Origin of the sequence: Marimonas lutisalis (assembly GCF_005434965.1) — a bacterium.
Classification (GTDB): domain Bacteria; phylum Pseudomonadota; class Alphaproteobacteria; order Rhodobacterales; family Rhodobacteraceae; genus Marimonas_A; species Marimonas_A lutisalis.
Map to the genome: position 1 here is coordinate 581,265 of NZ_SKCI01000002.1, position 23,783 is coordinate 605,047.

General features: G+C 64.5%; 20 protein-coding genes. 16 read left to right on the plus strand and 4 right to left on the minus strand.

The features are described 5' to 3' along the window. Nucleotides 1–129: 129 nt before the first annotated feature. Complete coding sequence (locus tag E0501_RS10965; protein WP_161594600.1) at nt 130–1,524, plus strand: cytochrome P450; 1,395 nt, start codon at nt 130–132, stop codon at nt 1,522–1,524. A 277-nt stretch (nt 1,525–1,801) separates the two neighbouring features. Here E0501_RS10965 and E0501_RS10970 read toward each other — a convergent pair whose 3' ends face one another. After that, nucleotides 1,802–3,622 carry a M3 family oligoendopeptidase gene (locus tag E0501_RS10970; protein WP_137701814.1) on the minus strand — a complete coding sequence of 607 codons (1,821 nt, stop codon included), beginning with the start codon at nt 3,620–3,622 and terminating at the stop codon, nt 1,802–1,804. A 157-nt stretch (nt 3,623–3,779) separates the two neighbouring features. On the opposite strand from E0501_RS10970, the gene E0501_RS10975 reads away from it, so the two are divergent. After that, nucleotides 3,780–4,589 carry a universal stress protein gene (locus tag E0501_RS10975; RefSeq protein WP_137701406.1) on the plus strand — a complete coding sequence of 270 codons (810 nt, stop codon included), beginning with the start codon at nt 3,780–3,782 and terminating at the stop codon, nt 4,587–4,589. A 21-nt stretch (nt 4,590–4,610) separates the two neighbouring features. Here the strand turns inward: E0501_RS10975 and E0501_RS10980 are convergent, their stop codons facing one another. Next, nucleotides 4,611–5,576, minus strand: a complete 966-nt coding sequence (locus E0501_RS10980; protein ID WP_137701407.1) for an alpha/beta fold hydrolase — start codon at nt 5,574–5,576, stop codon at nt 4,611–4,613. Between the two features lie 3 nt (nt 5,577–5,579). Then, the gene (locus E0501_RS10985) at nt 5,580–5,870 is read right to left on the minus strand and encodes an SCP2 sterol-binding domain-containing protein (RefSeq protein WP_137701408.1); all 291 of its coding nucleotides are present in this window, start codon (nt 5,868–5,870) and stop codon (nt 5,580–5,582) included. Between the two features lie 72 nt (nt 5,871–5,942). Here E0501_RS10985 and E0501_RS10990 point away from each other — a divergent pair, with 72 nt between their 5' ends. The 5 genes from E0501_RS10990 to E0501_RS11010 all read left to right on the plus strand — a co-directional run bounded on the left by E0501_RS10990 (nt 5,943) and on the right by E0501_RS11010 (nt 10,892). Continuing rightward, complete coding sequence (locus E0501_RS10990) at nt 5,943–6,503, plus strand: tetratricopeptide repeat protein (RefSeq protein ID WP_235857814.1); 561 nt, start codon at nt 5,943–5,945, stop codon at nt 6,501–6,503. A gap of 19 nt (nt 6,504–6,522) precedes the next feature. Then, entirely contained in the window at nt 6,523–9,333 is a 2,811-nt protein-coding gene (locus E0501_RS10995; protein ID WP_137701409.1) for a helicase-related protein, read from the plus strand. Nucleotides 9,334–9,336: 3 nt separating this feature from the next. Continuing rightward, nucleotides 9,337–9,690 (plus strand): RNA-binding S4 domain-containing protein, encoded by a 354-nt coding sequence (locus tag E0501_RS11000; RefSeq protein WP_205123484.1) that lies wholly within the window; start codon nt 9,337–9,339, stop codon nt 9,688–9,690. An 84-nt stretch (nt 9,691–9,774) separates the two neighbouring features. Continuing rightward, a complete protein-coding gene (gene fdxA, locus E0501_RS11005; protein WP_137701410.1) occupies nt 9,775–10,113 on the plus strand; it encodes a ferredoxin FdxA in 339 nt (112 codons plus the stop codon). A 269-nt stretch (nt 10,114–10,382) separates the two neighbouring features. Next, complete coding sequence (locus E0501_RS11010) at nt 10,383–10,892, plus strand: CarD family transcriptional regulator (protein WP_137701411.1); 510 nt, start codon at nt 10,383–10,385, stop codon at nt 10,890–10,892. A 189-nt stretch (nt 10,893–11,081) separates the two neighbouring features. On the opposite strand, the gene cobS is transcribed toward E0501_RS11010, so the two are convergent. Further along, a complete protein-coding gene (cobS, locus tag E0501_RS11015) occupies nt 11,082–11,837 on the minus strand; it encodes an adenosylcobinamide-GDP ribazoletransferase (protein ID WP_137701412.1) in 756 nt (251 codons plus the stop codon). Nucleotides 11,838–11,916: 79 nt separating this feature from the next. Between cobS and cobT the strand changes: the two genes are divergently transcribed. From cobT to E0501_RS11060, 9 genes are all read left to right on the plus strand, one after another. Next, a complete protein-coding gene (cobT, locus tag E0501_RS11020) occupies nt 11,917–12,930 on the plus strand; it encodes a nicotinate-nucleotide--dimethylbenzimidazole phosphoribosyltransferase (RefSeq protein ID WP_137701413.1) in 1,014 nt (337 codons plus the stop codon). Nucleotides 12,931–13,128: 198 nt separating this feature from the next. Then, entirely contained in the window at nt 13,129–13,584 is a 456-nt protein-coding gene (hpaR, locus tag E0501_RS11025) for a homoprotocatechuate degradation operon regulator HpaR (protein WP_137701414.1), read from the plus strand. A 116-nt stretch (nt 13,585–13,700) separates the two neighbouring features. Further along, complete coding sequence (locus E0501_RS11030) at nt 13,701–15,677, plus strand: CocE/NonD family hydrolase (protein WP_137701415.1); 1,977 nt, start codon at nt 13,701–13,703, stop codon at nt 15,675–15,677. 134 nt (nt 15,678–15,811) lie between these two features. Next, nucleotides 15,812–17,395, plus strand: coding sequence for an ABC transporter substrate-binding protein (locus tag E0501_RS11035; protein ID WP_137701416.1), 1,584 nt, complete (start codon nt 15,812–15,814; stop codon nt 17,393–17,395). Between the two features lies 1 nt (nt 17,396). Beyond that, nucleotides 17,397–18,353, plus strand: coding sequence for an ABC transporter permease (locus E0501_RS11040; RefSeq protein ID WP_137701417.1), 957 nt, complete (start codon nt 17,397–17,399; stop codon nt 18,351–18,353). Then, the gene (locus E0501_RS11045) at nt 18,353–19,168 is read left to right on the plus strand and encodes an ABC transporter permease (protein WP_137701817.1); all 816 of its coding nucleotides are present in this window, start codon (nt 18,353–18,355) and stop codon (nt 19,166–19,168) included. The genes E0501_RS11040 and E0501_RS11045 overlap by 1 nt, the downstream gene beginning before the upstream one ends. After that, the gene (locus tag E0501_RS11050) at nt 19,165–20,805 is read left to right on the plus strand and encodes an ABC transporter ATP-binding protein (protein ID WP_137701418.1); all 1,641 of its coding nucleotides are present in this window, start codon (nt 19,165–19,167) and stop codon (nt 20,803–20,805) included. The genes E0501_RS11045 and E0501_RS11050 overlap by 4 nt, the downstream gene beginning before the upstream one ends. Before the next feature lie 90 nt (nt 20,806–20,895). Further along, the gene (locus E0501_RS11055; protein WP_235857815.1) at nt 20,896–22,305 is read left to right on the plus strand and encodes an alginate export family protein; all 1,410 of its coding nucleotides are present in this window, start codon (nt 20,896–20,898) and stop codon (nt 22,303–22,305) included. Further along, complete coding sequence (locus tag E0501_RS11060) at nt 22,286–23,617, plus strand: serine hydrolase domain-containing protein (protein WP_137701419.1); 1,332 nt, start codon at nt 22,286–22,288, stop codon at nt 23,615–23,617. Before E0501_RS11055 ends, E0501_RS11060 begins: the two co-directional genes overlap by 20 nt. Nucleotides 23,618–23,783 lie beyond the last annotated feature (166 nt).

Here is a 23,783-nt window from a genome sequence, read left to right on the forward strand (position 1 = left end):
TGTCCGGAGAACGAATGCCGCGCCGTTTGGGCGACGACGGCGCGTAAAGAGTTTCCGATTTCCGGGTACGGGCCATATACTCGGAAATGACAAACGACGCGGCAAGCCACGAGACTTGGAAAAATGAAAATGAGCCGGAGACGGGACGAGCAGCCCGGTGCCACGCCTCGCAGGTTTCCGCCCAGGCCGGACGACGGCCTGCCCCTGCTTGGCAGCCTGCCCGCGTTCGCGGGTGACCAACTGGGATATCCGGTCAGAGCCACCCGGAAATACGGCGATATCGTCGATATGAACCTTGCCGGTTGGCGCACATGGCTGGTCAGCGATATGGATGCGCTGGAACAGATCCTGGTGCGTGACCATACCAAGTTCATCAAGACTCCGTTGATCTGGCGCCAGATCACGGCAGTGTTCGGCCAGGGGCTTCTTTCGAGCGACGGAGATCTCTGGCAGCATCAGCGCCGTCTTGCCGCGCCGCATTTCACGCCCCGGCGCGTGCAGGACTACGACGCGCTGATCGTGTCACTTGCCCGGAAGGCGGTGGATCGCTGGCAGGACGACACCACCTTCGATGTCCATCCCCACATGATGAACCTGATGTTCCGTATCGTCACGAGCACCATGTTCGACGCGGATGCGGAATCCGAGGTCGAGATCATGGAGCGCGCGCTGAGCCTTCTTCTGGAGGAAATGGCGCATCGTTTCCGGCGTCCGGTGCTGATACCCGACTGGGTGCCTCTGCCCTCGAACCGGCGTTACCTGAAGGCGATCGCCGAGATCGACGGTGTGGTGAACCGTCTTATCCGGGAACGCCGGCAGAATGGCATCGAGGGCCGCACGGATTACCTGTCTTCGCTGATGGCCTCGCAGGATGCGAACGGCCAGCCATTGCCCGACAAGCAGATCCGCGATGAAGCGGTGACCGTGCTTCTTGCTGGCCATGAAACCACGGCGCTTGCCATGACCTGGGCGCTTTACCTGCTTGCGCGGCATCCGGACATCCAGGCGGAGGTCACGGCGGAGATTGCATCGGTGCTTGGCGAGCGGGATGCAAGCAGTGCTGACGTGCCGGAATTGAAGCTTACGCAGGCGGTGGTGATGGAAACCATGCGGCTTTATCCGCCTGGCTGGATGTTCGGGCGCGAGGCGACGGAAGACTGCGAGATCAAGGGCTATCACTGTCCAAAGGGCACGCAGATCCTGATTGCGCCCTGGGTTCTTCACCGTGATCCCCGGTACTACGAGACCCCGGATGCATTCCGCCCTGAACGCTGGCTTGACGGGCTGGCGCAGCGGCTTCCGCGCTATGCCTTTCTGCCGTTCGGGGGTGGGCCGCGGATCTGCATCGGCAACAGCTTGGCGATGCTGGAGACGACCCTTTCCCTGGCGACCATCCTGCAGAGCGGGGCGATCGAATGGCGCGGAGACCGCCCGGTGGAGCCCTATCCGTCGGCGACGCTGATTCCGCAGGGTGGCGTTCATGTCGCGTTCAGGCGCGAAAAGGCCCGCCACGCCGGTCCGTGACGCCGTGATCAAGGCGCAGTCTGCGCCGCCCTGGCCGCTGTGGTTTCGCGAGGAGGGCGACGGCCGGAGGGCCTATTGTTCCTTGGAATATGCCGGGTTGTCGGATGACCGGATTTCAGTTTGCCAAAAAAATATGCCCGTGGCGAGAACTGCGAGGAAAAGCAGCGCAATCGTATTTTTCATTGATTACTCCGTAATGCGGACAAATACACGCTAGAGGCGAATCGCGGCGAAGTCACGGCATAAAAAAGCTGATCTGGTGGCAGGGGCGGTGATTTTACTCTTCCATCGCTTCGAGCTGGTCGATGAAGCCCGAGATCATCGACAGGCCCTTGTCCCAGAATGTCGGGTCGGACGCGTCGAGGCCGAAGGGGGCGAGAAGCTCTTTGTGGTGCATGGAGCCGCCGGCGCGCAGCATGTCGAAATACTTGTCCTGGAAGCCTTCAGGCTGTTCTTCGTAGACGGCGTAGAGCGCGTTCACGAGCCCGTCGCCGAAGGCGTAGGCGTAGACGTAGAAGGGCGAGTGGACGAAATGCGGGATGTAGCACCAGAAGGTTTCGTACCCGTCCATGTACTCGAAGGCCGGGCCGAGGGATTCGGCCTGAACGCTCATCCACAGCGCGTTGATGTCGTCGGGGGTCAGTTCACCGCCGCGGCGGGCGTCGTGCAGTTTGCACTCGAAATCGTAGAACGCGATCTGGCGAACGACGGTGTTGATCATGTCCTCGACCTTGCCGGCCAGGAGCACCTTGCGCTGGGTGTCGGAGGTGGCGTTGTCGAGCATCCGGCGGAAGGTGAGCATTTCACCGAAAACCGATGCCGTTTCGGCAAGCGTCAGCGGTGTCTGGCTGAGCATTTCGCCCTGACCGGCGGCAAGCACCTGGTGGACGCCGTGGCCCAGTTCGTGCGCCAGCGTCATCACGTCACGCGGTTTGCCGAGGTAGTTGAGCATCACGTAGGGGTGCACCTCGGTGACGGTGGGGTGGGCAAAGGCGCCTGGCGCCTTGCCGGGTTTGACGCCTGCGTCGATCCAGCCCTTTTCAAAGAAGGGCCTGGCGATGTCGGCCATGCTCGGATCGAAGCCGGCATAGGCGGTCATGACCATCTCGCGTGCTTCGTCCCAGCCGATGGTGCGGGTTTCCTCGATCGGCAGCGGCGCGTTGCGGTCCCAGACCTGCATCTTGTCGAGGCCAAGCCATTTGCGCTTGAGCTCGTAGTAGCGATGGCTGAGCTTGGGGTAGGCGTTGACGACGGCGTTGCGCAGGGCCTCGACCACCTCGGGTTCGACATCGTTCGAGAGGTGCCGGGCGGTTTGCGCGCTGGGCATCTTGCGCCAGCGGTCGATCACCTCTTTTTCCTTGGCCTGGGTGTTGTGGACGCGGGCGAAGGTTTTAACGTTTTCGGCGAAGACATGCGCCAATTCGCGGGCGGCGGCCTCGCGCTTGGCGCGGTCACGGTCGGTGAGGAAATTGAGCGTGCCCTCGATGCCCAGGGTTTCGCCGTCGAGCTCGAACTCGAGCCCGGCGATGGTTTCATCGAAGAGCTTTTCCCAGGCGTCGCCGACGACGCCGAGATCGTGGAGGAATTTCTCCAGCTCATCGGAGAGCTGGTAGGGTTTCATCGCGCGGATGCGGTCAAAGACCGGCTTGTAGCGGGCGAGATCGGCATTTTCGGCGAACATTGCCGACAGTTTCTCATCCTCGATCCGGTTCAGCTCGAGGGTGAAGAACACCAGCGGCGTGGTGAAGTTGGTGATCTTTTCTTGATGGTCGGAGAGGAATTTCGCGCGCTCGGCATCGGTGGTGAGCTGGTAGTAGCGCAGCCCGGCATAGGACATGATGCGCCCGGCCTTGGTGCTGATCGCTTCGTTGCGCTGGACGCATTCGAGCAGGCCGGCGGCATCGAGGCTGGCGAGCTTGCCTTCGTAATCGGTGGCAAAACGCGCGCAGGCGGTTTCGAGCCAGTCGAGATCGGCGGCCAGTTCGGGCGCATCGGCGGATTTGTAGAGATCGGTGAGGTCCCATTCGGGCAGGTCGCCCAGTTCCTTCCCTCCGGAGGTTGCGTTGGCGTCGCGGACGGGGAAGGGGAGTTGGAACAACATGGCGGGCCTTTCGAAGATGTGATGCGCTCAGACATAGGCCGCGTCCGGGATGGTCTCAAGGGGAGATCGCGCCATCGTCCCGACGGCTTGAAACGGTGCCGGCGGCGCCTATGTCGGTTTCAAGTTGGATCGAAAGCGGGAGGGCATACCTAAAATGCAAAGAATACTCGTTGCGACGGATCTTTCAGAGCGCTCGGATCGGGCATTGCATCGCGCCGCACAAATCGCGAAGGCGCATGCCGCTTCGCTGTCGGTGGTTTCGGTCGTCGATGACGATTATCCTTCCCGCATCATTGAAGACCTGACGGAGCGCGTGCGCCAGCACCTTGAGCAGATCGTTCCGGCCGCTGATTTGGCATGCGAGATCCATGTCGAGGCGGGTGACCCGACCGAAACACTCTTACGGCACATCAACGGAAACTCGGTGGACCTTGCCGTGCTGGGTCTGCACCGTCACCGCGCGGTTCTGGACGGGGTGCGGCAGACCACGATGGAACGGCTGGTCGCCGGGGCGCGTGTTCCGGTGCTTCTGGCAAAGGGCTTGCAGAGTACGAATTATCAAAAGGTGCTTGCACCGGTGTCATTTTCACCGGCCTGCGCGTCGGCACTGCGCGTCGCGCGTGTCATTGCGCCCGAGGCGGAGTACGAACTGTGCCATGCGTGGCACGTGCCCTTCAGTGGTTTTACTGGCGGGGCAGAAAGCGATTTCGGCAAACAGATTCACCGTGAAATCGTCGGCGAAGCCAAAGCATGGCATGCCGCGCTTGATCTGGATGTGCCGCAGCCCGACTTGATCCTGGGTGGGGTTGGCGAAGTTCTTGCCATCCGGCTTCGGGAGTTTTCACCCGACCTTATCACCATCGGCGCTCACACCCGTGCGGGCCGCGCGCTGCACCGGTTGGGCGGTTTTGCCGCGGAACTGATCCGCGATCCGCCCACGGACCTTTTGATAGCGCGCGCATAGCGAGCGAAGGGCCTGATGATATCAGACGCTGACGGCGTAGGGGGTGCCTGAGGCGTGTTCGCGGAAGAACGCGGCCATCTGATCGAAGACGCGGGCGCGGGTTTCGGGGCCTTCCATCAGCACCTCGTGTTCGCCGCCCGAGACCACTTCCAGCGTGCCGTTCTGCCAGCGCGCCTTGCGCGAGGTGATGCGATCGGGATCTACGATGCGTTCGTTGGTGCCCAGGAAGGTGATCGCGGGATGCACCGGCGAGGGCAAACGGTCAAGTTCGCGCGTTTCCTTCAAGGCTTCGTGGACCCAGCGGAGCGAGGGCCCGCCGAGGAGCAGTTCGGGCCGGGCGCGGCCCTGGTCCTGCATGTAGGCATACATGTCGGGATCGGTGGTCAGAAGATTGTCTTCGAACGGGGCGACCATGACATAGGAATCGCCGCCCGTGGTGCCCGGTGCGTAGAGATGGCCAAAGCCGAACATTCGCCCGCCCCAGGCCAGCGCCCAGGCGGCGGGCCGCGTGGTGGGGGTCATCTTGATGCCCCACATCGGGGCGGAGAAGGCAGCGGCGGCCACGGGCAGGTTTTCGTGCAACGCGCGCAGCCCGATACAGCCGCCCATCGAGTGCGCGAGCAGGTAATAGGGTTCGGGCAGCGACAGCGCGCGGGCGGCCTCGACCATCGCTTTCACGTCTTTTTGATAGTCCGAAAACCAGTGTACATGGCCGGTGGCCGGATCATCGACCATGCGATCGGCCAGGCCCTGGCCCTGCCAGTCGATCGAGAAGGTGCAGAAGCCGCGATCTGCGAAATCGCGGGCGGTGCGGCCGTATTTCTCGATATACTCGGTGCGGCCGGGGAAGAGCAGCACGGTGCCGTTTGCCGCCCCCTGCGCCCAGACCCCGACGCGGATGCGCGTGCCGCCCTCGGCGGTGAGCCAGAAGGCGCGCCCGTCGTCGGGGCCGTCAGCGATATCGGCGAAAAACGGCGCCTCGTCCATGACTTAGGCCAGGATGCTGCCCAGCTGCATGGCCATGCCCATATCGCCATCGACGGTGAGCTTGCCGCTCATGAAGGCGGCGGTCGGGTTCAGGTCGCCTTCCATCATCGACTGGAAGGTATCGACATCGGCGGTCAGGGTGACATCGGCCGCGTCGTCGCTGGCGCGGGCGCCGCCGCCGTCGACGATGATCGAGCCTTCGCCTTCGATGACGAATTTGGCCGAACCGGCGAAGCCTTCGCCGCCCATCTTGTCGTTCAGGGCGCTGACGGCCTGGGTAATCACGTCGCTCATTTCATTTTACCTTTCTGTTCCTGGCTGCGGGGGCTAACATTTTTCGCAACCGACGTTACATTCGATGGCACTATGAGCGTGTTTCGAGCCAATCTCAAACCTATCGTCGCGGCAGCCTTCGCGACAGTCATGTATTCCATGCCCGTGGCCGCGCAACAGGCCACGCTGGATGAACTGTTCGAACGGCTGAAAACGGCCGACACGGTCGAGGCGGCGCGGATCGAGCGCGAAATCCAGATGCAGTGGCGGCAGTCGGGATCGCCGTCGATGGACCTGTTGCTGAAGCGCGGGCGCGAGGCGATGGAGGATGACCGGCCCGAGGCCGCGGTGGAACATTACGGCGCGCTGATAGACCACGCGCCCGATTTTGCCGAAGGCTGGCATGGGCGGGCCACGGCGTTTTTCGAAATGGGTCGCTATGGCCTAGCGCTGGGCGATCTTGAGCATGTGCTTTCATTGAACCCGCGCCATTACGAGGCGATTTTCGGCCTGGGCGTGATCATGGAGCAACTGGACCGGCGCGAGCAGGCCTATGACGCCTATAGCCTTGTGCTGGGGCTACATCCGAACCATGAACGCGCGGCAGAAGCGATCAAGCGGCTGGGGCGCCGGGTGAACGGCGCCGAGCTCTGAACCGGGGAAGACTTTTCCGATGCACCGAGACGAACGGATCGTGGCGGTCCTTGGCCCCACGAATACCGGCAAGACGCATTACGCGATCGAGCGGATGCTGGGCTATCGGACCGGCGTGATTGGGCTGCCGCTGCGCCTGCTGGCGCGCGAGGTCTATGACCGGATCGTCGCGGCGCGGGGGCCGAGCGTGGTGGCGCTGGTGACCGGGGAAGAGCGCATCGTGCCCGAGCGCACGCAATACTGGGTCTGCACGGTCGAGGCGATGCCCGAGGGGCTGGGCGCCGATTTCGTGGCGGTGGACGAAATCCAGCTCTGTGCCGATCCCGAGCGGGGCCATGTGTTTACCGACCGCCTGTTGCGCGCGCGCGGGTTGCAGGAGACGGTTTTCCTGGGATCCGACACGATGCGCGGGCCGATCCGGGCGCTGGTGCCCGGCGTCACCTTCGTGGGCCGCGAGCGGATGAGCCAGCTGGTCTATACCGGAGCGAAGAAAATCTCGCGGATGCAGCCGCGCAGCGCCATCGTCGGGTTTTCGGTCGACAACGTCTATGCGATTGCCGAGCTGATCCGCCGCCAGCGGGGCGGAGCGGCGGTGGTGATGGGCGCGCTGAGCCCGCGCACGCGCAACGCGCAGGTGGAAATGTACCAGTCGGGCGAGGTGGATTTCCTGGTGGCCACGGATGCGATTGGCATGGGGCTGAACCTGGATATCGACCATGTCGCCTTTTCGTCGCTGACGAAATTCGACGGGCGGCGGATGCGGCCGCTGATGCCGAACGAGCTGGCCCAGATCGCTGGCCGCGCGGGGCGCGGGATGAGCGACGGCACATTCGGCGTGACCGGCGAGGCGCCCACCCTGCCCGACGAGGTGGCCGAGGCGATCATGGCGCACCAGTTCACGCCCATCCGCAAGCTGCAGTGGCGCAACGCGGCATTGCAGTTCGGTACGGTGGACGCGCTGATCCACGCGCTGGAGGCCAAGCCGCAGGACGATCTGCTGGTGCGGGCGCGTGAGGCCGACGACCTGATGGCGCTCAAGACGCTGGCGGGCGAGGCCGAGGTGCGCGCGCGCGCCAGCGACGGCGCGTCGGTGCGGCTTTTGTGGGATGTGTGCCGGATTCCGGATTTCCGCGGCATCAGCCATGCCGAGCATACGGGCCTGCTGGAGAAGATATTCGGCTTCCTGCACGAGCACGGGCACGTGCCCGAGGACTGGATCGCGCGGCAGATTCGCCGGATCGACCGGACGGATGGCGACATTGACACGTTGTCGAAACGTCTGGCCTTTATCCGCACATGGACCTATGTGGCACAGCGTCGGGGCTGGCTGATTGATGAAGAGCATTGGCGCGGCGAGGCCCGCGCGGTAGAAGACCGACTGTCGGATGCGCTGCATGGCGCGCTGACGCAAAGATTCGTGGACCGGCGCACCAGCGTGCTGTTGCGGCGGCTCAAGCAGAAGGAGGCCATGTTGGCCGAAGTGAACGACAAGGGCGAAGTGACGGTCGAAGGGCATCTTGCCGGCCGTCTGGAGGGATTCCGGTTTGCGCTGGACAAATCGGCGAGCGGGCAGGAGGCCAAGACATTGCGGCAGGCCGCGATGCAGGCGCTGGCGCCGCATTTTCATTTGCGGGCCGACCGGTTCTACAACGCACCCGACACCGAGCTGGATTTCACCGAGCAGGGCGGCCTGATGTGGGGCGAGCACGCGGTGGGCAAGCTGGTGGCCGGCGCCGAACCGCTGAAACCGCAGGTGAAGGCCTTTGTCGACGAGGAAGCGGGCGACGAGGTGGTGCAGAAGGTCACCCGCCGGCTGCAGCATTTCATCGACCGCAAGATCGCGACGCAGTTCGAGCCGCTGCTGGCGATGAGCCGGGACGAGGCGCTGACCGGGCTGGCGCGCGGGTTCGCCTTCCGGCTGGTCGAGGCGCTGGGCATCGTGCCGCGCGCCGAGGTGGCCGACGAGGTGAAGGCGCTGGACCAGGACGCGCGCGGCGCGCTGCGCAAGCACGGCGTGCGGTTCGGCCAGTTCACGATTTTCATGCCGGCGCTGTTGAAACCCGCGCCGACGCGTCTGCGGCTGGTGCTGTGGTCGCTGGCCAAGGGGCTGGAGACCTTCCCCGAGGCGCCGCCGCCGGGCCTGGTGACGGTGCCGGTGCCGAAGGATGCCGAGCCCGGCGTGGACGCGATGAGCGGCTATCGCAGCGCGGGTGAGCGGGCGATCCGTATCGACATGCTGGAACGGCTGGCCGACCTGCTGCGCGCGCAGGACAGCCGCGCGGGGTTCGAGGCGAACCCCGACATGCTGTCGATCACCGGCATGACCCTGGAGCAGTTCGCCGACCTGATGCAGGGGCTGGGCTACAAGGCCGAGAAGGGCGAACGCGAGAAGGTGAAACCGGCGCCCGAGGCCGGTGAGACCGCGCAGGCGCAACCCGAGGCAGCCGAGACGCCCGAGGGCGACGCAGAGGCCGACCGGCCCGTCGAGGTGCCGTCTTCGGACGCGCATCCGGCCGAGGCAGTGAGCGAAACGCCCGACGCGACCGGCGCCATAACCGGCCCGGATGCCGAGGATACGCCGGAACTGGAGGCGTTCTATACCTTCACCTGGGGCGGGCGGAAGCAGGGCGCACCCCGCCGCGAGGGCGGCAGGCCGCGCGGCGACAAACCCAAGGGCCGCAAGGGCGGCAAGCCCCGCCGCGAGGGCGGGGGCGGCAAGCCGCAGCAGGGCGCGCGCCGCTTCGAGTCGAAACCGCAGAAGAAAAAAGACCAGATCGACCCCGACAACCCCTTTGCAGCAGCGCTGATGGGGTTGAAGGACAAGGGCTGATCCTTGGGCGAGGGCGGCAGGATCCGGCTGGACAAGTGGCTGTGGTATGCGCGGTTCTTCAAGACCCGCAGCCTGGCTGCGAAGCAGGTGAGCGGCGGGCATGTGCGGGTGAACGCCGATAAGGCGCTGAAACCGGCGCATTCGGTGGGCCCGGGCGATGTTCTGACCTTTGCCCAGGGCCGGGTGATCCGGGTGGTGCGCATCTTGGCCGTGGGCGAGCGGCGCGGCCCGGCGCCCGAGGCGCAGATGCTGTACGAGGACCTGACGCCCGAGGCCGAGGCACCGCGCCCGCGCGCCGGTGGAGAGCGGCCGACCAAGCGTGACCGGCGCGCCATCGACGCGCTGCGCGGCGAGTGAACGCGATGTGACAACCCGGCGCTTGAATGATCGGGAGGACTGAATTAGCTAGGGCCCGACGCCGATTAATGATGGATTCCCGATATGACTTATGTCGTGATCGATAACTGCATCGCCTGCAAATACACCGACTGCGTTGAAGTCTGCCCCGTTGACTGTTTCTACGAGGGCGAGAACATGCTGGTGATCCATCCCGACGAATGCATCGATTGCGGCGTCTGCGAGCCGGAATGCCCGGCGGACGCGATCCGGCCCGACACCGAGCCGGAGATGGAAAAATGGGTCGAGTTCAACCGGAAATACTCGGAAATGTGGCCGGTGATCATTTCCAAGAAAGACCCGCTGCCTGACGCCGAGGACCGCGACGGGGAAACCGGCAAACTGGATAAGTACTTCTCGGAGAATCCGGGCGAAGGCGGCTGAAGCCGGCTGCGACAATCTGGCCAAGCCGTTCATCTGAAAGGCTAAAACGCGCGGGTTTCGCCGTGGCGCTTTGAAATATGCGCGATTCGTGTTATATATTTTTTTCAAATGACGAGATCTGCCTGACACTATCCCGCGAGCCGCTGTTCCCAGGATGGATTATTTTGCGCAAATTTTGACCCTGCAGGGGTGCGCGAGTTCCCCGCAGGTGACGTTTGCGACCAAATATGCCGGTGGACTGTCGGGGATGCGATGCGAGGAAAAGCTGCATGAGCAAGTCGAAGAAATCGGAGTTTCGTCCGAATGATTACGTTGTGTACCCGGCCCATGGTGTGGGCCAGATCGTTTCGATCGAGAAACAGGAAGTCGCCGGCTTTGAGCTGGAGCTGTTCGTGATCTCGTTCGAGAAGGACAAGATGACCCTGCGGGTGCCCACCAACAAGGCGACCGAGATCGGCATGCGCGGCCTGTCGAGCCCCGACGTGGTGAGCCAGGCGATGAAGACGCTGAAAGGCAAGGCCAAGGTCAAGCGCGCGATGTGGTCGCGCCGGGCGCAGGAATACGAACAGAAGATCAATTCGGGCGACCTGATCGCGATTGCCGAAGTGGTGCGCGACCTGCACCGCAACGATGACCAGCGCGAACAGAGCTACTCCGAGCGCCAGCTTTATGAAGCGGCGCTGGAACGCCTGACCCGCGAAGTGGCCGCCGTTTCGGGCGGTGACGAGGTGGAAGCCGCGAAACAGGTGGACGAGGTTCTGCTGAGCCGCGCCGCCTGATTTCCCGGGATTTTCCAGGATTTGACCGCGTCCCCGGAGGGGGCGCGGTTTTTCGTTGTGCGCGTGGTGGGGCGCCCCGGCGGTGGCGCCCACCCACCCCGCCGCCGCCGGGGCGCGGATGACCTTGAGACATTGGTGGTATTTGGTGGTGTCGGGACTCGAGTATTTTTGCCAAGAAAGAACCGGCGCCTAGAGCGCTGCGGTGAGCGCGAGAAGGGCCGCGATTTCGGTGAGTTGCTGGGTGGCGCCCAGGACATCGCCGGTTTGGCCGCCGATCTTGGCGCGGGCAAGGGCCTGGGTGGCGGCCATGACGCCGAGCGCGGCCAGCGCGGCCCAGAGGCCGGCCCAGCCGCAAAGCAGGAGCGCGCTGAGCAGGGCGAGGCCCGCGGCCAGCGCGACGCTGCGCGCCGCGGGGCGACCGGTGCTGTGCGAAAGACCGTCGGTGCGGGCATTGGGCAGGGCGCGCATGGTCGCGGCCATGCTGGCACGCGAGAGCGCGGCACTGGCGAAAAGCGCGGCGATCATTGTGGTTTCCAGCGTGGCGAGCGCGGTACCCCGCAGGCCGAGGGACAGGGCGAGGGCGATGACGCCGTAGGCACCGATGCGGCTGTCGCGCATGATCTCGAGCCGGCGGGCCGGGGCGAAGCCGCCCCAGAAGCCATCGGCCAGGTCGGCCAGCCCGTCTTCGTGCATGGCGCCGGTGATCAGCACGAGCGTGGCGAGGGCCAGAAGTGCGGAAAGATGGTAAGGAATTCCAACGGCTTGCGCGATCAGCGCGACCGTTGCGGCGAGGCCCGCGACGACGAGGCCCACGAGCGGCCAGGCCCAGGCGCTGGCGGCGCCGCGGGCATAGGCGTGATCGGGTAGGGAAAGCGGCAGGCGCGTGAGAAGAGACAGCGCGACCGCGAGATCGCGGGGCTGTGCCAGGGGGGCGTTTTCGCGCATGAACCTGTCCGTTTCTGGCCTTGAGGGCGGAAGCGTTTCCGTTAAACACGGGGCGCCAAGCCAAATCAACGGGGATTCCATGGGCAATTTTGAAAGTCTCGCGCAGTTTCGTGAAGAATTGGTTGCCGCGCCGGGCGCGGACCACGTGGCGCGGGCCGGGGCCGAGGCGCGCAACGGGCAGCTGACCAAGCCGCCGGGCGCATTGGGCCGGCTGGAGGACCTGGCGATCTGGTACGCGGGCTGGCGTGGCACCGACCGACCCACGCTGGAGCACCCGCAAGTGATTGTTTTTGCGGGCAACCACGGTGTGACGGCGCAGGGCGTGTCGGCCTTTCCGGCGGACGTGACGGCGCAGATGGTGCTGAATTTCGAGGCCGGGGGGGCCGCGATCAACCAGCTGTCCAGGGCCTTTGGCGCGAAGATGGATGTCCTGGCGCTGGAGCTGGCGCGGCCGACGGCGGATTTCACCCAAGGCCCCGCGATGGGCGAGGCGGAGTTTCTGCAAGCGATTGCAACGGGTTGGAACGCGGTGGACCCGCAAGCCGACCTGCTGGTCACTGGCGAGATGGGGATCGGGAATACGACCAGTGCGGCGGCGGTGGCGCATGCGCTTTATGGCGGGGAGGCCGAGGACTGGGTCGGCCGGGGCACCGGTGTGGACGCGGACGGCCTGGCGCTGAAGGCGCGGGTGGTGCGCGAGGGAAAAGCCCGCAATTCCAGTGAGATGACTGATGGACTCGATGTGCTGCGCTGCCTGGGCGGGCGCGAACTGGCGGCGATGGCGGGCGCTATCGCGCGGGCGCGGGTGGAACGCATTCCTGTGATCCTCGACGGGTTTATCTGTTGCGCGGCGGCGGCCTGCCTGCACGAGGCGCTGCCCGGCGCGCTGGAGCATGCGGTGGCGGGCCATCAAAGCGCCGAGGCCGCGCATGGCAAGCTTTTGGAAAAGCTGGGAAAAGAGCCTCTGTTGCGCCTTGGCATGCGGCTGGGCGAGGGCTCGGGCGGGGCGCTGGCGATGGGCGTGCTGAAAGGCGCGATTGCCTGTCATTCGGGCATGGCGACCTTTGCCGAGGCGGGCGTTTCGGAGGGTTGAAGCGAAGCTGCGCGCGGTCAGGTTAACGGCGCCGCGGCGCGGCAACGGGGCGGGGGTGACCCGCGGCTGACTTGCGGCTGCCGGGCGTGCACCGCCGCGCCGCGGCATTCGTTAAGGCTTCGTTTCCTTACCCCGGCGCGCGGTGATGGAACGATTCGCGCACTTGCCGGCGCGGCAGAAATCGGCCACAGAAAGACCATGACGAAAGACACCGATGTTCGGCCGGACCTGCCATCGACCACAAGGTCGCTTCCTATCGCGATGCTGCGCGCGCGAGAGACGATGATGGCGCCCATCCGCCAGATGCTGAACAAGGCGGACGTGACCGAGCAGCAATGGCGCGTGCTGCGCGTGCTGGATGAGCGCGGCACGATGGACCCCAAGGACCTGGCGCAGGCGGCCTGCCTGTTGAACCCCAGCCTGACGCGGATCATGCAGCTGTTGGAGAAAAAGGGGCTGATCGCGCGCAAGGATCATCCCAGCGACCGGCGCAAGGTGCTGCTGGACATCACGCCCGAGGGCGTGGCGCTGTTGCGCGCGGCGGCGCCGGAGAGCAACGCGATCTTTGCCCGGCTGGAAGAGCGGTTTGGCCGGGAGCGGATGGATCAGTTGCTGGACCTTCTGAACGACCTGAGTGCGCTGGACCTGGACTGAGCGCCGGGGGCGGCGCCCCCGGACCCCCCGAGTATTTCTGGCAAGATGAAGCAGGGTGCTTGACCCCGACGCGCTGTGCCGGAAAGCTGGCACGCGGGAGCGAGAGGGGGTGCGCCATGAAGAACCTGCGGGAGATCGAGGAGATCGAGGACCTGGGACTGGTGATGCCCGATGGCGTGCAGCTGTCGGCGCGGGTGTGGCGGCCGGTGGATTGCCTGGATGATCCGGTGCCGGCGATCCTGGAGCATCTGCCCTATCGCAAGCGTGACGGCACGGTGGCGCGCGACGAGATCACCCATCCGTGGATGGCGAAGCGCGGCTATGCCTGCGTGCGGGTCGATATGCGCGGCAATGGCGACAGCGAAGGGCTGATGGAGGATGAATACACCGCCCAGGAACTGGCCGACGCGGTGAGCGTGATCAACTGGCTGGCCGAACAGCCCTGGTGCAACGGCAACGTGGGCATGATGGGGATCAGCTGGGGCGGATTCAACGGGTTGCAGGTGGCCGGGCTGGCGCCGGAGCCGCTGAAGGCGGTGATTTCGCTCTGTTCGACCGTGGATCGTTACAATGACGACATCCATTACAAGGGCGGTTGCCTGCTGAACGAGAACCTGGGCTGGTCATCGACCATGTGGGCCTATTCGAGCCGCGCGCCCGATCCGGCGCTGCGCGCGGACTGGCGCGAGATGTGGTTGCAGCGGCTGGAGGCCGAACCGCTGCTGTTGAGCACCTGGCTGAGGCATCAGCGGCGGGACGATTACTGGAAACACGGGTCGATCTGCGAGGAGTATGGCGCGCTGACCGCCCGGGTGCTGGCGATCGGCGGCTGGGCGGATGGTTACAAGAACGCGGTGCCGGCGATTGTCGAGAACCTGGAGGGCGCGAAAGGCATCGTCGGGCCGTGGGTGCATCTTTATCCGCATATCGCCAAGCCCGAGCCGAGGATCGGGTTCCTGACCGAGGCGCTGCGCTGGTGGGACCGGTGGCTGAAGGGGGTGGAGAACGGGGCCGAGGGTCACCCGACCTATCGCGCCTTCCTGATCGAGGGGCACCGGCCCGAGCGGGTGGCGCGGGAGCGGCCCGGGATATGGCTGGCGGATGAGGCGACCGGCGGAGAGATGGAGCGGTTTGCGCTGGGGGCGCATGGTGTTCTGGGCGGAGAGGGTGCGGGCGGGCAGGCGGTGGCCTCGCCCCAGACCTGCGGCATGGCCGGGAGCGAGTATTACGCGATCGGGCGGGGGCCGGAGCTGGCCGGGGACCAGCGCGCGGACGACGCGGGCTCGGCCCTGTGGGTGAGCGCGCCGTTGGAGGCGGGCCGCGATATCGTGGGGGCGCCGGTGGTTCGGCTGCGCCTGAGCGCGGACAAGGCGCAGGGCCAGATTGCCGTCCGGGTGAACCATGTGCACCCGGACGGGATGAGCACGCGTATCACCTATGGCGTGCTGAACCTGACCCATCGTGGCGGGCACGAAACCCCTGAGCCGATGGTGCCGGGCGAGATGGTGGATGTCGCGGTGGTGCTGGACCATATCGCCTATCGCGTGCCCGAGGGGCACCGGATTGCCGTGGCGGTGAGCACGGCCTATTGGCCGCTGATCTGGCCATCGCCCGAGGCGGTGTGCCTGCAGATCGAGGGCGGCGCGCTGGACCTGCCGGTGCGGGCGCGGGCCGGGGCGGCGGAGTGGGTGTTTCCCGAGGTGGAAACCGATGTGACGCCGTGGCAGACCGAGGAGCTGCGCCCGGTGGAAAACGTGCGGCGGGTGGAAGAGGACCTGTCGAACGGGCTGATGACGCTGGTGATCGAGGATGATTTCGGCAAGCGGCGCGATCTGCGCCATGGCCTGATTTCGGGCGGCAAATCGCGCGAGAGATGGGTGATACACCCCGACGATCCGGGCCAGGCGCGGGGCATCACCCACTGGACCGAAGAGACCGAGCGCGGTGATATACGCCTGCGCACCGAGACTCATGCCGAGATGTGGGCGGATGCCGGGACCTTTTTCCTGAAAGCGCGGCTGGAGGCCTATGAAAACGATGTGCTGGTGTTCGAAAAGGACATAACCGACAGCATTCCGCGCGACGGGATGTGACGCGGGTGGCCGGATTTTTCCCAGAAATACCTTGAAGCCTTGGGGGGGATGCGGTTTGTTTGACTGGAGAGTTAATAACCCTGCCGTGGTGAAAAAGGCGTGCGGGGAGGGATGCAACAGGGAGAAGCAATCCGATGAAAGACTATCTTGACTATCTCAAGGTGAATGCGGCGATGGGCCGGATTTCGCGGCGCGAGTTCATGGGCCGCGCGGCGGCCGTGGGCGTGACCGCCGCGGCGGCCAACACGATGCTGGCCGATGCGGTGCGCGCCGCCGGGCCGCAGAAGGGCGGCACGATCAAGGTGGGTGTGAATGGCAGTGGCTCGGCAGACAGTCTTGATCCGGCGCTTTCGGCGAACCAGGGCCAGACGCTGGTGACACGGATGTGGGGCGAGCCGCTTGTCGAGCTTCTACCGCATGGTGGTATCGAACCGGTGCTGGCAGAGAGCTATTCGTCCTCGCCGGATGCGAAGGTCTGGACCTTCAAGATCCGGTCGGGTGTAACATTCTCGAATGGCAAGACGATGACGGCAGACGATGTGCTGGCCACGATGGAGCGCCATTCGGGCGACGAGACCAAGTCGGGTGCGCTGGGGATTATGCGCGGCATCGCGTCGATGAAGGTCGAGGGTGACAGCTTCATCTTGGAACTCGAACAGCCAAACGCCGACCTGCCCTATCTGATGACGGATTATCACCTGCTGATCCAACCAAACGGCGGCAACGACGATCCGACTGCAGCTATCGGCACCGGGCCCTATGTTCTGAAATCGGCCGAGCCGGGTGTGCGCTTCGTGTTTGAGAAGAACGCCAATTACTGGCGCGACGACGGTAATGCGGGCACGATCGAGCTGATCGTTATCAACGACGACACCGCGCGCGTCGCCGCACTGCAATCGGGTCAGGTTGACATGATCAACCGTGTGCCGCCGCGCACTGCTGGGCTGGTTGATCGCGCGCCGAATATCACCGTGCACAAAGCATCAGGCGCGGGCCACTATGTGTTCATCGCCCACCGCGACACGGCGCCGTTTGACAACAACGACGTGATGCTGGCGCTGAAATGGGGCATGAACCGTCAGGAGATGGTCGACAAGATCCTGTTCGGTTACGGCTCTGTCGGCAATGACACGCCGATCAACGCGTCCTATCCGCTGTTCACGCCGATGGAGCAGCGCGAATACGACCCCGACAAGGCCGCCTTCCACTGGAAGAAATCGGGCGCGACCGACCCGATCCTGCTGCGCACCTCGGACAACTCGTTCCCGAGCGCGCCGGATGCGGCGGCGCTGTTCCAGCAATCGCTGGCCAAGGCGGGTATTCCGCTCGAGGTTAAGCGAGAGCCCAATGACGGCTACTGGTCGGAAGTGTGGAACAAGCAACCGTTCTGCACCAGCTATTGGTCGGGCCGCCCCGTTCAGGACCAGATGTACTCGACGGCGTATCTCAGTACTGCTGACTGGAACGACACGCGTTTCAAGAACGAGAAGTTCGACCAGCTTCTGGTCGCGGCACGGGCCGAGTTGGACGAAGCCAAGCGGAAGCAGATGTATGCTGATATGGGTATGATCCTACATAACGAAGGTGGGCTGATTTGCCCGATGTTCAACGACTTCGTTGACGCCTCAACCGACCGGATTGCGGGCTGGATCGATAACCACAAGGGCTTTGGCATCATGAACTACTACGCCCCAATCAAGATGTGGGTCGCCGCCTGATATGGGGCCGGCACTGAAACTCGTTGCCCAGCGCCTTGCGCTGGGCATCCTGCTGCTTTTCCTCGTCTCGATCCTCATCTTCGTGGGCACGCTCATCCTGCCCGGGGACGTGGCGCAATCCATCCTTGGCCAGTCGGCCACGCCCGAGGCGCTGGCCAACCTGCGCGCGGAGCTGGGGCTGAACGACCCGCCCCTGACGCGCTATTTCGATTGGCTGGGCGGGGTTCTGACCGGCGACCTGGGCACCGCGCTGACCAATGGCAAGGACATTGCCGAGGCGCTGGGCTCTCGCCTTTCCAACACGCTTTTCCTGGCCTTCTGGGCGGCGATCATCTCGGTGCCGCTGGCCATTTTCCTCGGGCTGCTGGCGGTGCGTTACCGTGAACGCTGGCCCGACAAGCTGATCTCGGCGGTGACGCTGAGCACGATCTCGATCCCGGAATTCCTGATCGGCTACGTGCTGATGTATTTCGTGGGCGTGAAACTGGGCTGGGCGCCCACGGTTTCGACGATCTACGATGGCATGAGCCTGGGCCAGAAGCTCAACTCGATTGCGCTGCCGGTGGCGGTGCTGACGCTTGTCGTGTTGGCGCACATGATGCGGATGACGCGCGCGGCGATCCTCAACGTGATGCAGTCGGCCTATATCGAAACGGCCGAGCTCAAGGGTCTGACGATGTTCAAGATCATCTGGCGGCACGCGTTTCCGAACTCGATCGCGCCGGTGGTGAATGTGGTGATGCTGAACCTGGCCTACCTGGTGGTCGGGGTTGTCGTGGTCGAGGTGGTTTTCACGTACCCCGGCATGGGGCAATACCTGGTCGACCATGTGAGCAAGCGTGACCTGCCGGTGGTGCAGGCCTGCGGACTTGTCTTTGCCGCAGTCTATATCGGGCTCAACATGCTGGCCGATATCATCTCGATCCTGTCGAATCCGAGACTGAGGCACCCGAAATGATGAAGAACATTCCTTTCGCGGCCGCTGTCGGGCTGTTTTTCACGGCGCTTTACTTTTTCGTGGCGATATTCGCGTCGTTGATCGCCCCCTATGGCATGGCCGAGGTCGTCGGCGACGTTTGGGAACCGGCGAGCGCCGATCACTGGCTGGGCACGGACAATATCGGGCGCGACCTGCTGACCCGGATGATCTATGGCGGGCAGACGACGATTTTCATCGCCACCGTGGCGACGATCATTTCGTTTACCACCGGATCGATCCTGGGGTTCCTGGCCGCAGTGTTGGGAGGCTGGGCCGACCAATTGTTGAGCCGGTTTGTGGACCTGGTGATGTCGATTCCGTCGCTGATCCTGGCGCTGGTAATCCTGTCTGTGACACCGGTGACTGTGCCGGTGCTGGTGCTGGTCATGGGGCTTCTGGACAGCACGCGGGTCTTCCGCCTGTCCCGGGCGGTCGCGGTGGATATCAACGTGATGGACTATGTCGAGGCGGCGGCGCTGCGCGGCGAGGGCCGGCGCTGGATCATCTTTCGCGAGATCCTGCCCAACGCGCTGAGCCCGCTGGTGGCCGAGATGGGGCTGCGCTTCATCTTCATGGTGCTGTTCATCTCGACGCTGTCGTTCCTGGGCCTGGGCGTGCAACCGCCGATGGCCGACTGGGGCGGGATCGTGAAGGAGAACAAGGACGGGATCGTGTACGGCATCGGCGCGGCGCTGTGGCCGGCAGTGGCGATCGCCACGCTGGCGATCAGCGTGAACCTGGTGGCCGACTGGATCCTGAACCGCACCACGAGCCTGAAAGGGGGCCGGGGATGAGCGATGACAAGCTGGTAAAGGTGCGTGGCCTGAAGATCGGCGCGACGGTCTATCCGCCCGGTGAGAAACCGCATGACATCGAGATCGTGCATGGTGTCGATTTCGACCTGGAGCGCGGCAAGGTGCTGGGGCTGATCGGGGAATCCGGGGCGGGCAAGTCGACCATCGGGCTGGCCACGATGGCCTATGGCCGGGGCGGCGTGGAAATCACCGGCGGCGAGGTCTGGGTCAACGGGCGCGATATCCTGAAGACATCGGGGCGTGATGTGCGCCGCCTGCGCGGGCTGGAGGTGACCTATGTCAGCCAGTCGGCGGCGGCGAGTTTCAACCCGGCCAAGAAGATCATGGACCAGGTGACCGAGGCGAGCGTCGAGAAGGGCAAGTTTTCCCGCAAGGAGGCCGAACGCCGGGCCGTTGAGCTTTTTGCCAAGCTGGGCCTGCCGGACCCGGAGCATATCGGCAACCGCTATCCGCACCAGGTGTCGGGCGGGCAGCTGCAGCGCTGCATGACGGCACTGGCGCTGTGCCCGGAGCCCGACATGGTGGTCTTTGACGAGCCGACCACGGCGCTGGACGTGACCACGCAGATCGACGTGCTGATGGCGATCAAGGACGCGATCCGTGATACCGGGGTGGCGGCGCTTTACATCACCCACGACCTGGCGGTGGTGGCACAGGTCAGCGACGACATCATGGTGCTGAAGATGGGCGACATGGTGGAATACGGCACCACCGACCAGATCATCAACGCGCCTAGGGAGGAGTATACCAAGGCGCTGGTTTCGGTCCGGTCGATCGAGCACGAGGAGAAGCAGCCGGCGGCCGAGCCGGTGCTGAAGGTCGAGCACGTGACCGCGCGCTACAAGGGCACGAAGTTCGACGTGCTGCATGACGTGAACGTGGAGCTGTCGCCGGGCCAGACGCTGGCGGTGGTGGGCGAAAGCGGATCGGGCAAGTCGACGCTGGCGCGGGTGATTACCGGGCTGTTGCCGCCGAGCGAGGGGCGGATCGAGTTTGCCGGCCGCACGCTGAGCCCGGACCTGCCGACCCGCACGCGCGAGGACCTGCGCGAGTTGCAGATGATCTACCAGATGGCGGACGTGGCGATGAACCCGCGCCAGACGGTGGGCACGATCATCGGCCGCCCGCTGGAGTTCTATTTCGGCCTGAAGGGCGCCGAGCGGCGCCGGCAGGTGATCGAGCTTCTGGACAAGATCGAGATGGGCGAGGAGTTCATCGACCGCTATCCGGCGGAGTTGTCGGGGGGGCAGAAACAGCGGGTCTGTATTGCCCGGGCGCTGGCCGCGAAGCCCAAGATGATCATCTGCGACGAGGTGACGAGCGCGCTGGACCCGCTGGTGGCCGATGGCATCCTGAAGCTGCTGCTGGAGCTGCAGAAGGAAGAGGATGTTGCCTATCTTTTCATCACCCATGACTTGGCGACGGTGAAGGCGATCGCGGATTCCATCGCTGTGATGTACCAGGGCAAGGTCGTGCGATATGGCACCAAGAGCGAGGTGCTGAGCCCGCCCTTCGACGATTACACCGACCTGCTGCTGAGTTCGGTTCCGGAGATGAAGCTGGGCTGGCTGGAAGAGGTGATCGCCAACCGCAGGATGGAGAGCGCTGGCAACTGATCCAATTCCGGACCTTTGACGTATCGTTTGCGAGTGATTTCAGTCTGAATTCATTTGGGAGGCGGCACGTTGAGAACCTTGGTGCGTCTGATGGGCGCTGTCTGTCTGGCCGTTTTTTCCACAGTTCAGGCGCAGGCACAGGACTCTATGGTGCTGCGGCAAAGCGATGGCCTGACCGTACGGTCGCATTTCCAGGCCGGCATCAACCTGGTGAGCGAGCGCAATCTTTTCTGGAACTTTGCCGATAGCGCCGCCCCGGGATCGGGGTATTCTTCGGATACCAACTGGGCCGAGTTCTACATCAAGCCCGGGCTGAGTTTTGAAAACACGCTGGATGCGGGCGGTGTTTTCTATGGCAAGCTGTCGGGCGTGGCGTCTTACACGCTGGGCACGGATGCCTACGATGCCGGAGATACGGGGCGCGCGACGCTGGAAGAGGCCTATCTGGGCTATCGCACCACATCCGCCGATGGGCTGACGCTCGATTTTTCGCTGGGGCCGCGCGAGCTGAAGCTGGGCACCGGCATGCTGATCGCCAATGGCGGGTCGAGCGGGTTCGAGCGTGGGGCGCTGAAATTCGGGCCACGCAAGGCGTGGGAGATGGCGGCGATCGCCAAGCTGTCGAAGGGCGGGTTCACGGGGACGCTGTTCTATGTCGACCCCAACGAGAACCCCTCGGGCGACAACGACAACCGGCTGGCCGGGTTGGACCTGCGGTTCGACGGGCCGGGCGGCGGGTTCCAGGGCCTGACCTATGTGAACGTGCTGAAATCGGGTTCGCCCAGCGTACAGGCGGCGCCCGGCGGGATCGGGCCGCCGACAATCCTGCCCGGTGCGCGCGAAGACACGCAGACGCTGAGTTACTACGCGCGCACGGGCGCGTTGAGCGGGCCGCTGGAAAACGCCTATTTCGCGGCCGACCTGGCTTATCAGTGGAACGATCGGACCAACCTGCGCGCCTGGGCCGGCCGGTTGCAGGCGGGGTACACCTTTGCGGACCTGCCCTGGGCGCCGATGATCAGCTATGGGTTCCAGAGCTTTTCGGGGGATGATCCGAACACGACGCGGCTGGAGCGGTTCGACCCGCTTTACTACGAGGGATCGCCCAGCGCCTGGGCGACGGGCTCGAAATCATCGATGGTGTTCATCAATTCGAACGTGCAGTCACATAACCTGGCGCTGCGCCTGAAGCCCGGGCCCAAGGACACGATCACCTTTCGCTATGCCCATATCCGCGCCAATGAACTCTTCAGCCCGATCCAGTTCGGACAGGGCACGAGGGTGGTGTTTTCGAACGGGGTGCCGACGGTGATTTCCGGGGTCACAGACCCGCACCTGGCGGATGATTTCTTTGTCGAATACAGCCGCATCATCAACCAAAACACGTTTCTGACGGCGGGCGTGAGCCTGTCGAAGCCTGGCAGCGGGATTACCGGCGCCGTGGGCGGCAACGTGCCCAACTGGACGGGAGGATTTCTGAATGTCGTCTTCAATTTCTAGGATCGCGGCGCTGGCCGCCGGGATGTTCCTGGGCATGGCGGGGGGCGCGATGGCGCAGAGCACGCCGCTGTCGGCGCAGGAGTCCGACCCGAACGTGATGGGCTGGATGCAGGGCTTTCCCCCGCCGGCCGACAAGCTGATCACCCAGCCGGATTCGGTTTACTTCAGTTTTCCCAGGCTGCGCTGGTCGGTCTGTCACCTGCGCGAGTTCCTGCCCACGGAAGAAATCAGCCGCGGGCTGGGCGCGCCGGTGCCGCTGAGCTACCTGCCGCCGCACGCCTTTGCCGACGCGCGGCAGGACATCGACGCGCTGACCTTCATGCCGATCAACGGCGACAAGGAGATGACCTGGGAGGAGTCGCTTTACGCCAATTATACCGACGGGATGCTGATCCTTCACAAGGGGCGGGTGGTCTATGAGCGCTATTTCGGCTGCCTGGAGGAGGATGGCAAACATGCCATCATGTCGATGACGAAGTCGATCACCGGCCTCTTGGGCGAGATCCTGGTGGCCGAGGGGGTGCTGGATGACAGCCTGCTGGTGCGCGACGTGATCCCCGAGATCGGCGAGAGCGCCTTTGCCAATGCCACGGTGCGGCAGGTCATGGATATGACGACGGGGGTTCAGTATTCCGAGGACTATTCGGACCCAAATGCCGATATCTGGCTGTATTCCAGGGCCGCCAGCCCGCTGCCCAAGTCTGAGGGCTATGACGGGCCTGATGGGTATTGGGAATACCTGCAGCAGGTGAAGCCCGAGGGCGCGCATGGCGACGCCTTCCATTACAAGACGATCAATTCGGACATGCTGGGCTGGATCATTAGCCGGGTGACCGGCAAGGCGGTGACCGAGCTTGCCTCGGAACGGTTGTGGCGGCCGATGGGGGCCGAGCAGGATGCCTACCAGACGGTCGACGGCAAGGGCGTGCCCTTTGCCGGGGGGGGCGTGACCGCGGGGCTGCGCGACCTGGGGCGGCTGGGCCTGGTGATGCTGAACGGCGGCGAGATCAATGGCGAGCGGCTGTTCCCGGCCGAAGTTGTCGAAAAGATCCGCGCGAGCGGTGACCCGGCGAAATTCGCCGGTTTCCCGACCATCCCGAACGGAAGTTATACCAGCCAGTGGTGGGTGTTCCATAACGCAAACGGCGCCTATGCCGCGCGCGGCGTGCATGGCCAGACGATCTATGTCGACCCGGCGGCCGAGATGGTGCTGGTGCGCCTTGCGTCGTTCCCGCGGGCGCAGAACGGGTTCATCGATCCGACATCGCTGCCGGCTTACCAGGCGGTGGCGGATTACCTGATGGCGAAGTAACCCGCGACCCAGGGGTAAAGACCTGTCGGGCAGGCGGGGTGGTGGGCGTCCCACCCACCCGCCCCCGCCGCCCACCACCCCGCCTGCGGTTGCGGCCTTGTGCGCCGGGTTTGGCGGCGGGCCGGTGGTGAGGCCGGGATTTGGAGTATTTGGGCCAAGAAAAAGC

What these genes read in the sequence shown, in the direction of transcription:
- E0501_RS10995 (WP_137701409.1), top strand. Translation starts at nt 6,523, where the DNA reads ATGCACCGAGACGAACGGATCGTGGCGGTCCTTGGCCCCACGAATACC.
- E0501_RS11035 (WP_137701416.1), top strand. Translation starts at nt 15,812, where the DNA reads ATGAAAGACTATCTTGACTATCTCAAGGTGAATGCGGCGATGGGCCGG.
- cobS (WP_137701412.1), bottom strand. Translation starts at nt 11,837, where the DNA reads ATGCGCGAAAACGCCCCCCTGGCACAGCCCCGCGATCTCGCGGTCGCG.
- E0501_RS11055 (WP_235857815.1), top strand. Translation starts at nt 20,896, where the DNA reads ATGGGCGCTGTCTGTCTGGCCGTTTTTTCCACAGTTCAGGCGCAGGCA.
- cobT (WP_137701413.1), top strand. Translation starts at nt 11,917, where the DNA reads ATGGGCAATTTTGAAAGTCTCGCGCAGTTTCGTGAAGAATTGGTTGCC.
- E0501_RS11040 (WP_137701417.1), top strand. Translation starts at nt 17,397, where the DNA reads ATGGGGCCGGCACTGAAACTCGTTGCCCAGCGCCTTGCGCTGGGCATC.
- E0501_RS11050 (WP_137701418.1), top strand. Translation starts at nt 19,165, where the DNA reads ATGAGCGATGACAAGCTGGTAAAGGTGCGTGGCCTGAAGATCGGCGCG.
- E0501_RS10985 (WP_137701408.1), bottom strand. Translation starts at nt 5,870, where the DNA reads ATGAGCGACGTGATTACCCAGGCCGTCAGCGCCCTGAACGACAAGATG.
- E0501_RS10965 (WP_161594600.1), top strand. Translation starts at nt 130, where the DNA reads ATGAGCCGGAGACGGGACGAGCAGCCCGGTGCCACGCCTCGCAGGTTT.
- hpaR (WP_137701414.1), top strand. Translation starts at nt 13,129, where the DNA reads ATGACGAAAGACACCGATGTTCGGCCGGACCTGCCATCGACCACAAGG.
- E0501_RS11030 (WP_137701415.1), top strand. Translation starts at nt 13,701, where the DNA reads ATGAAGAACCTGCGGGAGATCGAGGAGATCGAGGACCTGGGACTGGTG.
- fdxA (WP_137701410.1), top strand. Translation starts at nt 9,775, where the DNA reads ATGACTTATGTCGTGATCGATAACTGCATCGCCTGCAAATACACCGAC.
- E0501_RS10990 (WP_235857814.1), top strand. Translation starts at nt 5,943, where the DNA reads ATGAGCGTGTTTCGAGCCAATCTCAAACCTATCGTCGCGGCAGCCTTC.
- E0501_RS11010 (WP_137701411.1), top strand. Translation starts at nt 10,383, where the DNA reads ATGAGCAAGTCGAAGAAATCGGAGTTTCGTCCGAATGATTACGTTGTG.
- E0501_RS10980 (WP_137701407.1), bottom strand. Translation starts at nt 5,576, where the DNA reads ATGGACGAGGCGCCGTTTTTCGCCGATATCGCTGACGGCCCCGACGAC.
- E0501_RS10975 (WP_137701406.1), top strand. Translation starts at nt 3,780, where the DNA reads ATGCAAAGAATACTCGTTGCGACGGATCTTTCAGAGCGCTCGGATCGG.
- E0501_RS11045 (WP_137701817.1), top strand. Translation starts at nt 18,353, where the DNA reads ATGAAGAACATTCCTTTCGCGGCCGCTGTCGGGCTGTTTTTCACGGCG.
- E0501_RS11060 (WP_137701419.1), top strand. Translation starts at nt 22,286, where the DNA reads ATGTCGTCTTCAATTTCTAGGATCGCGGCGCTGGCCGCCGGGATGTTC.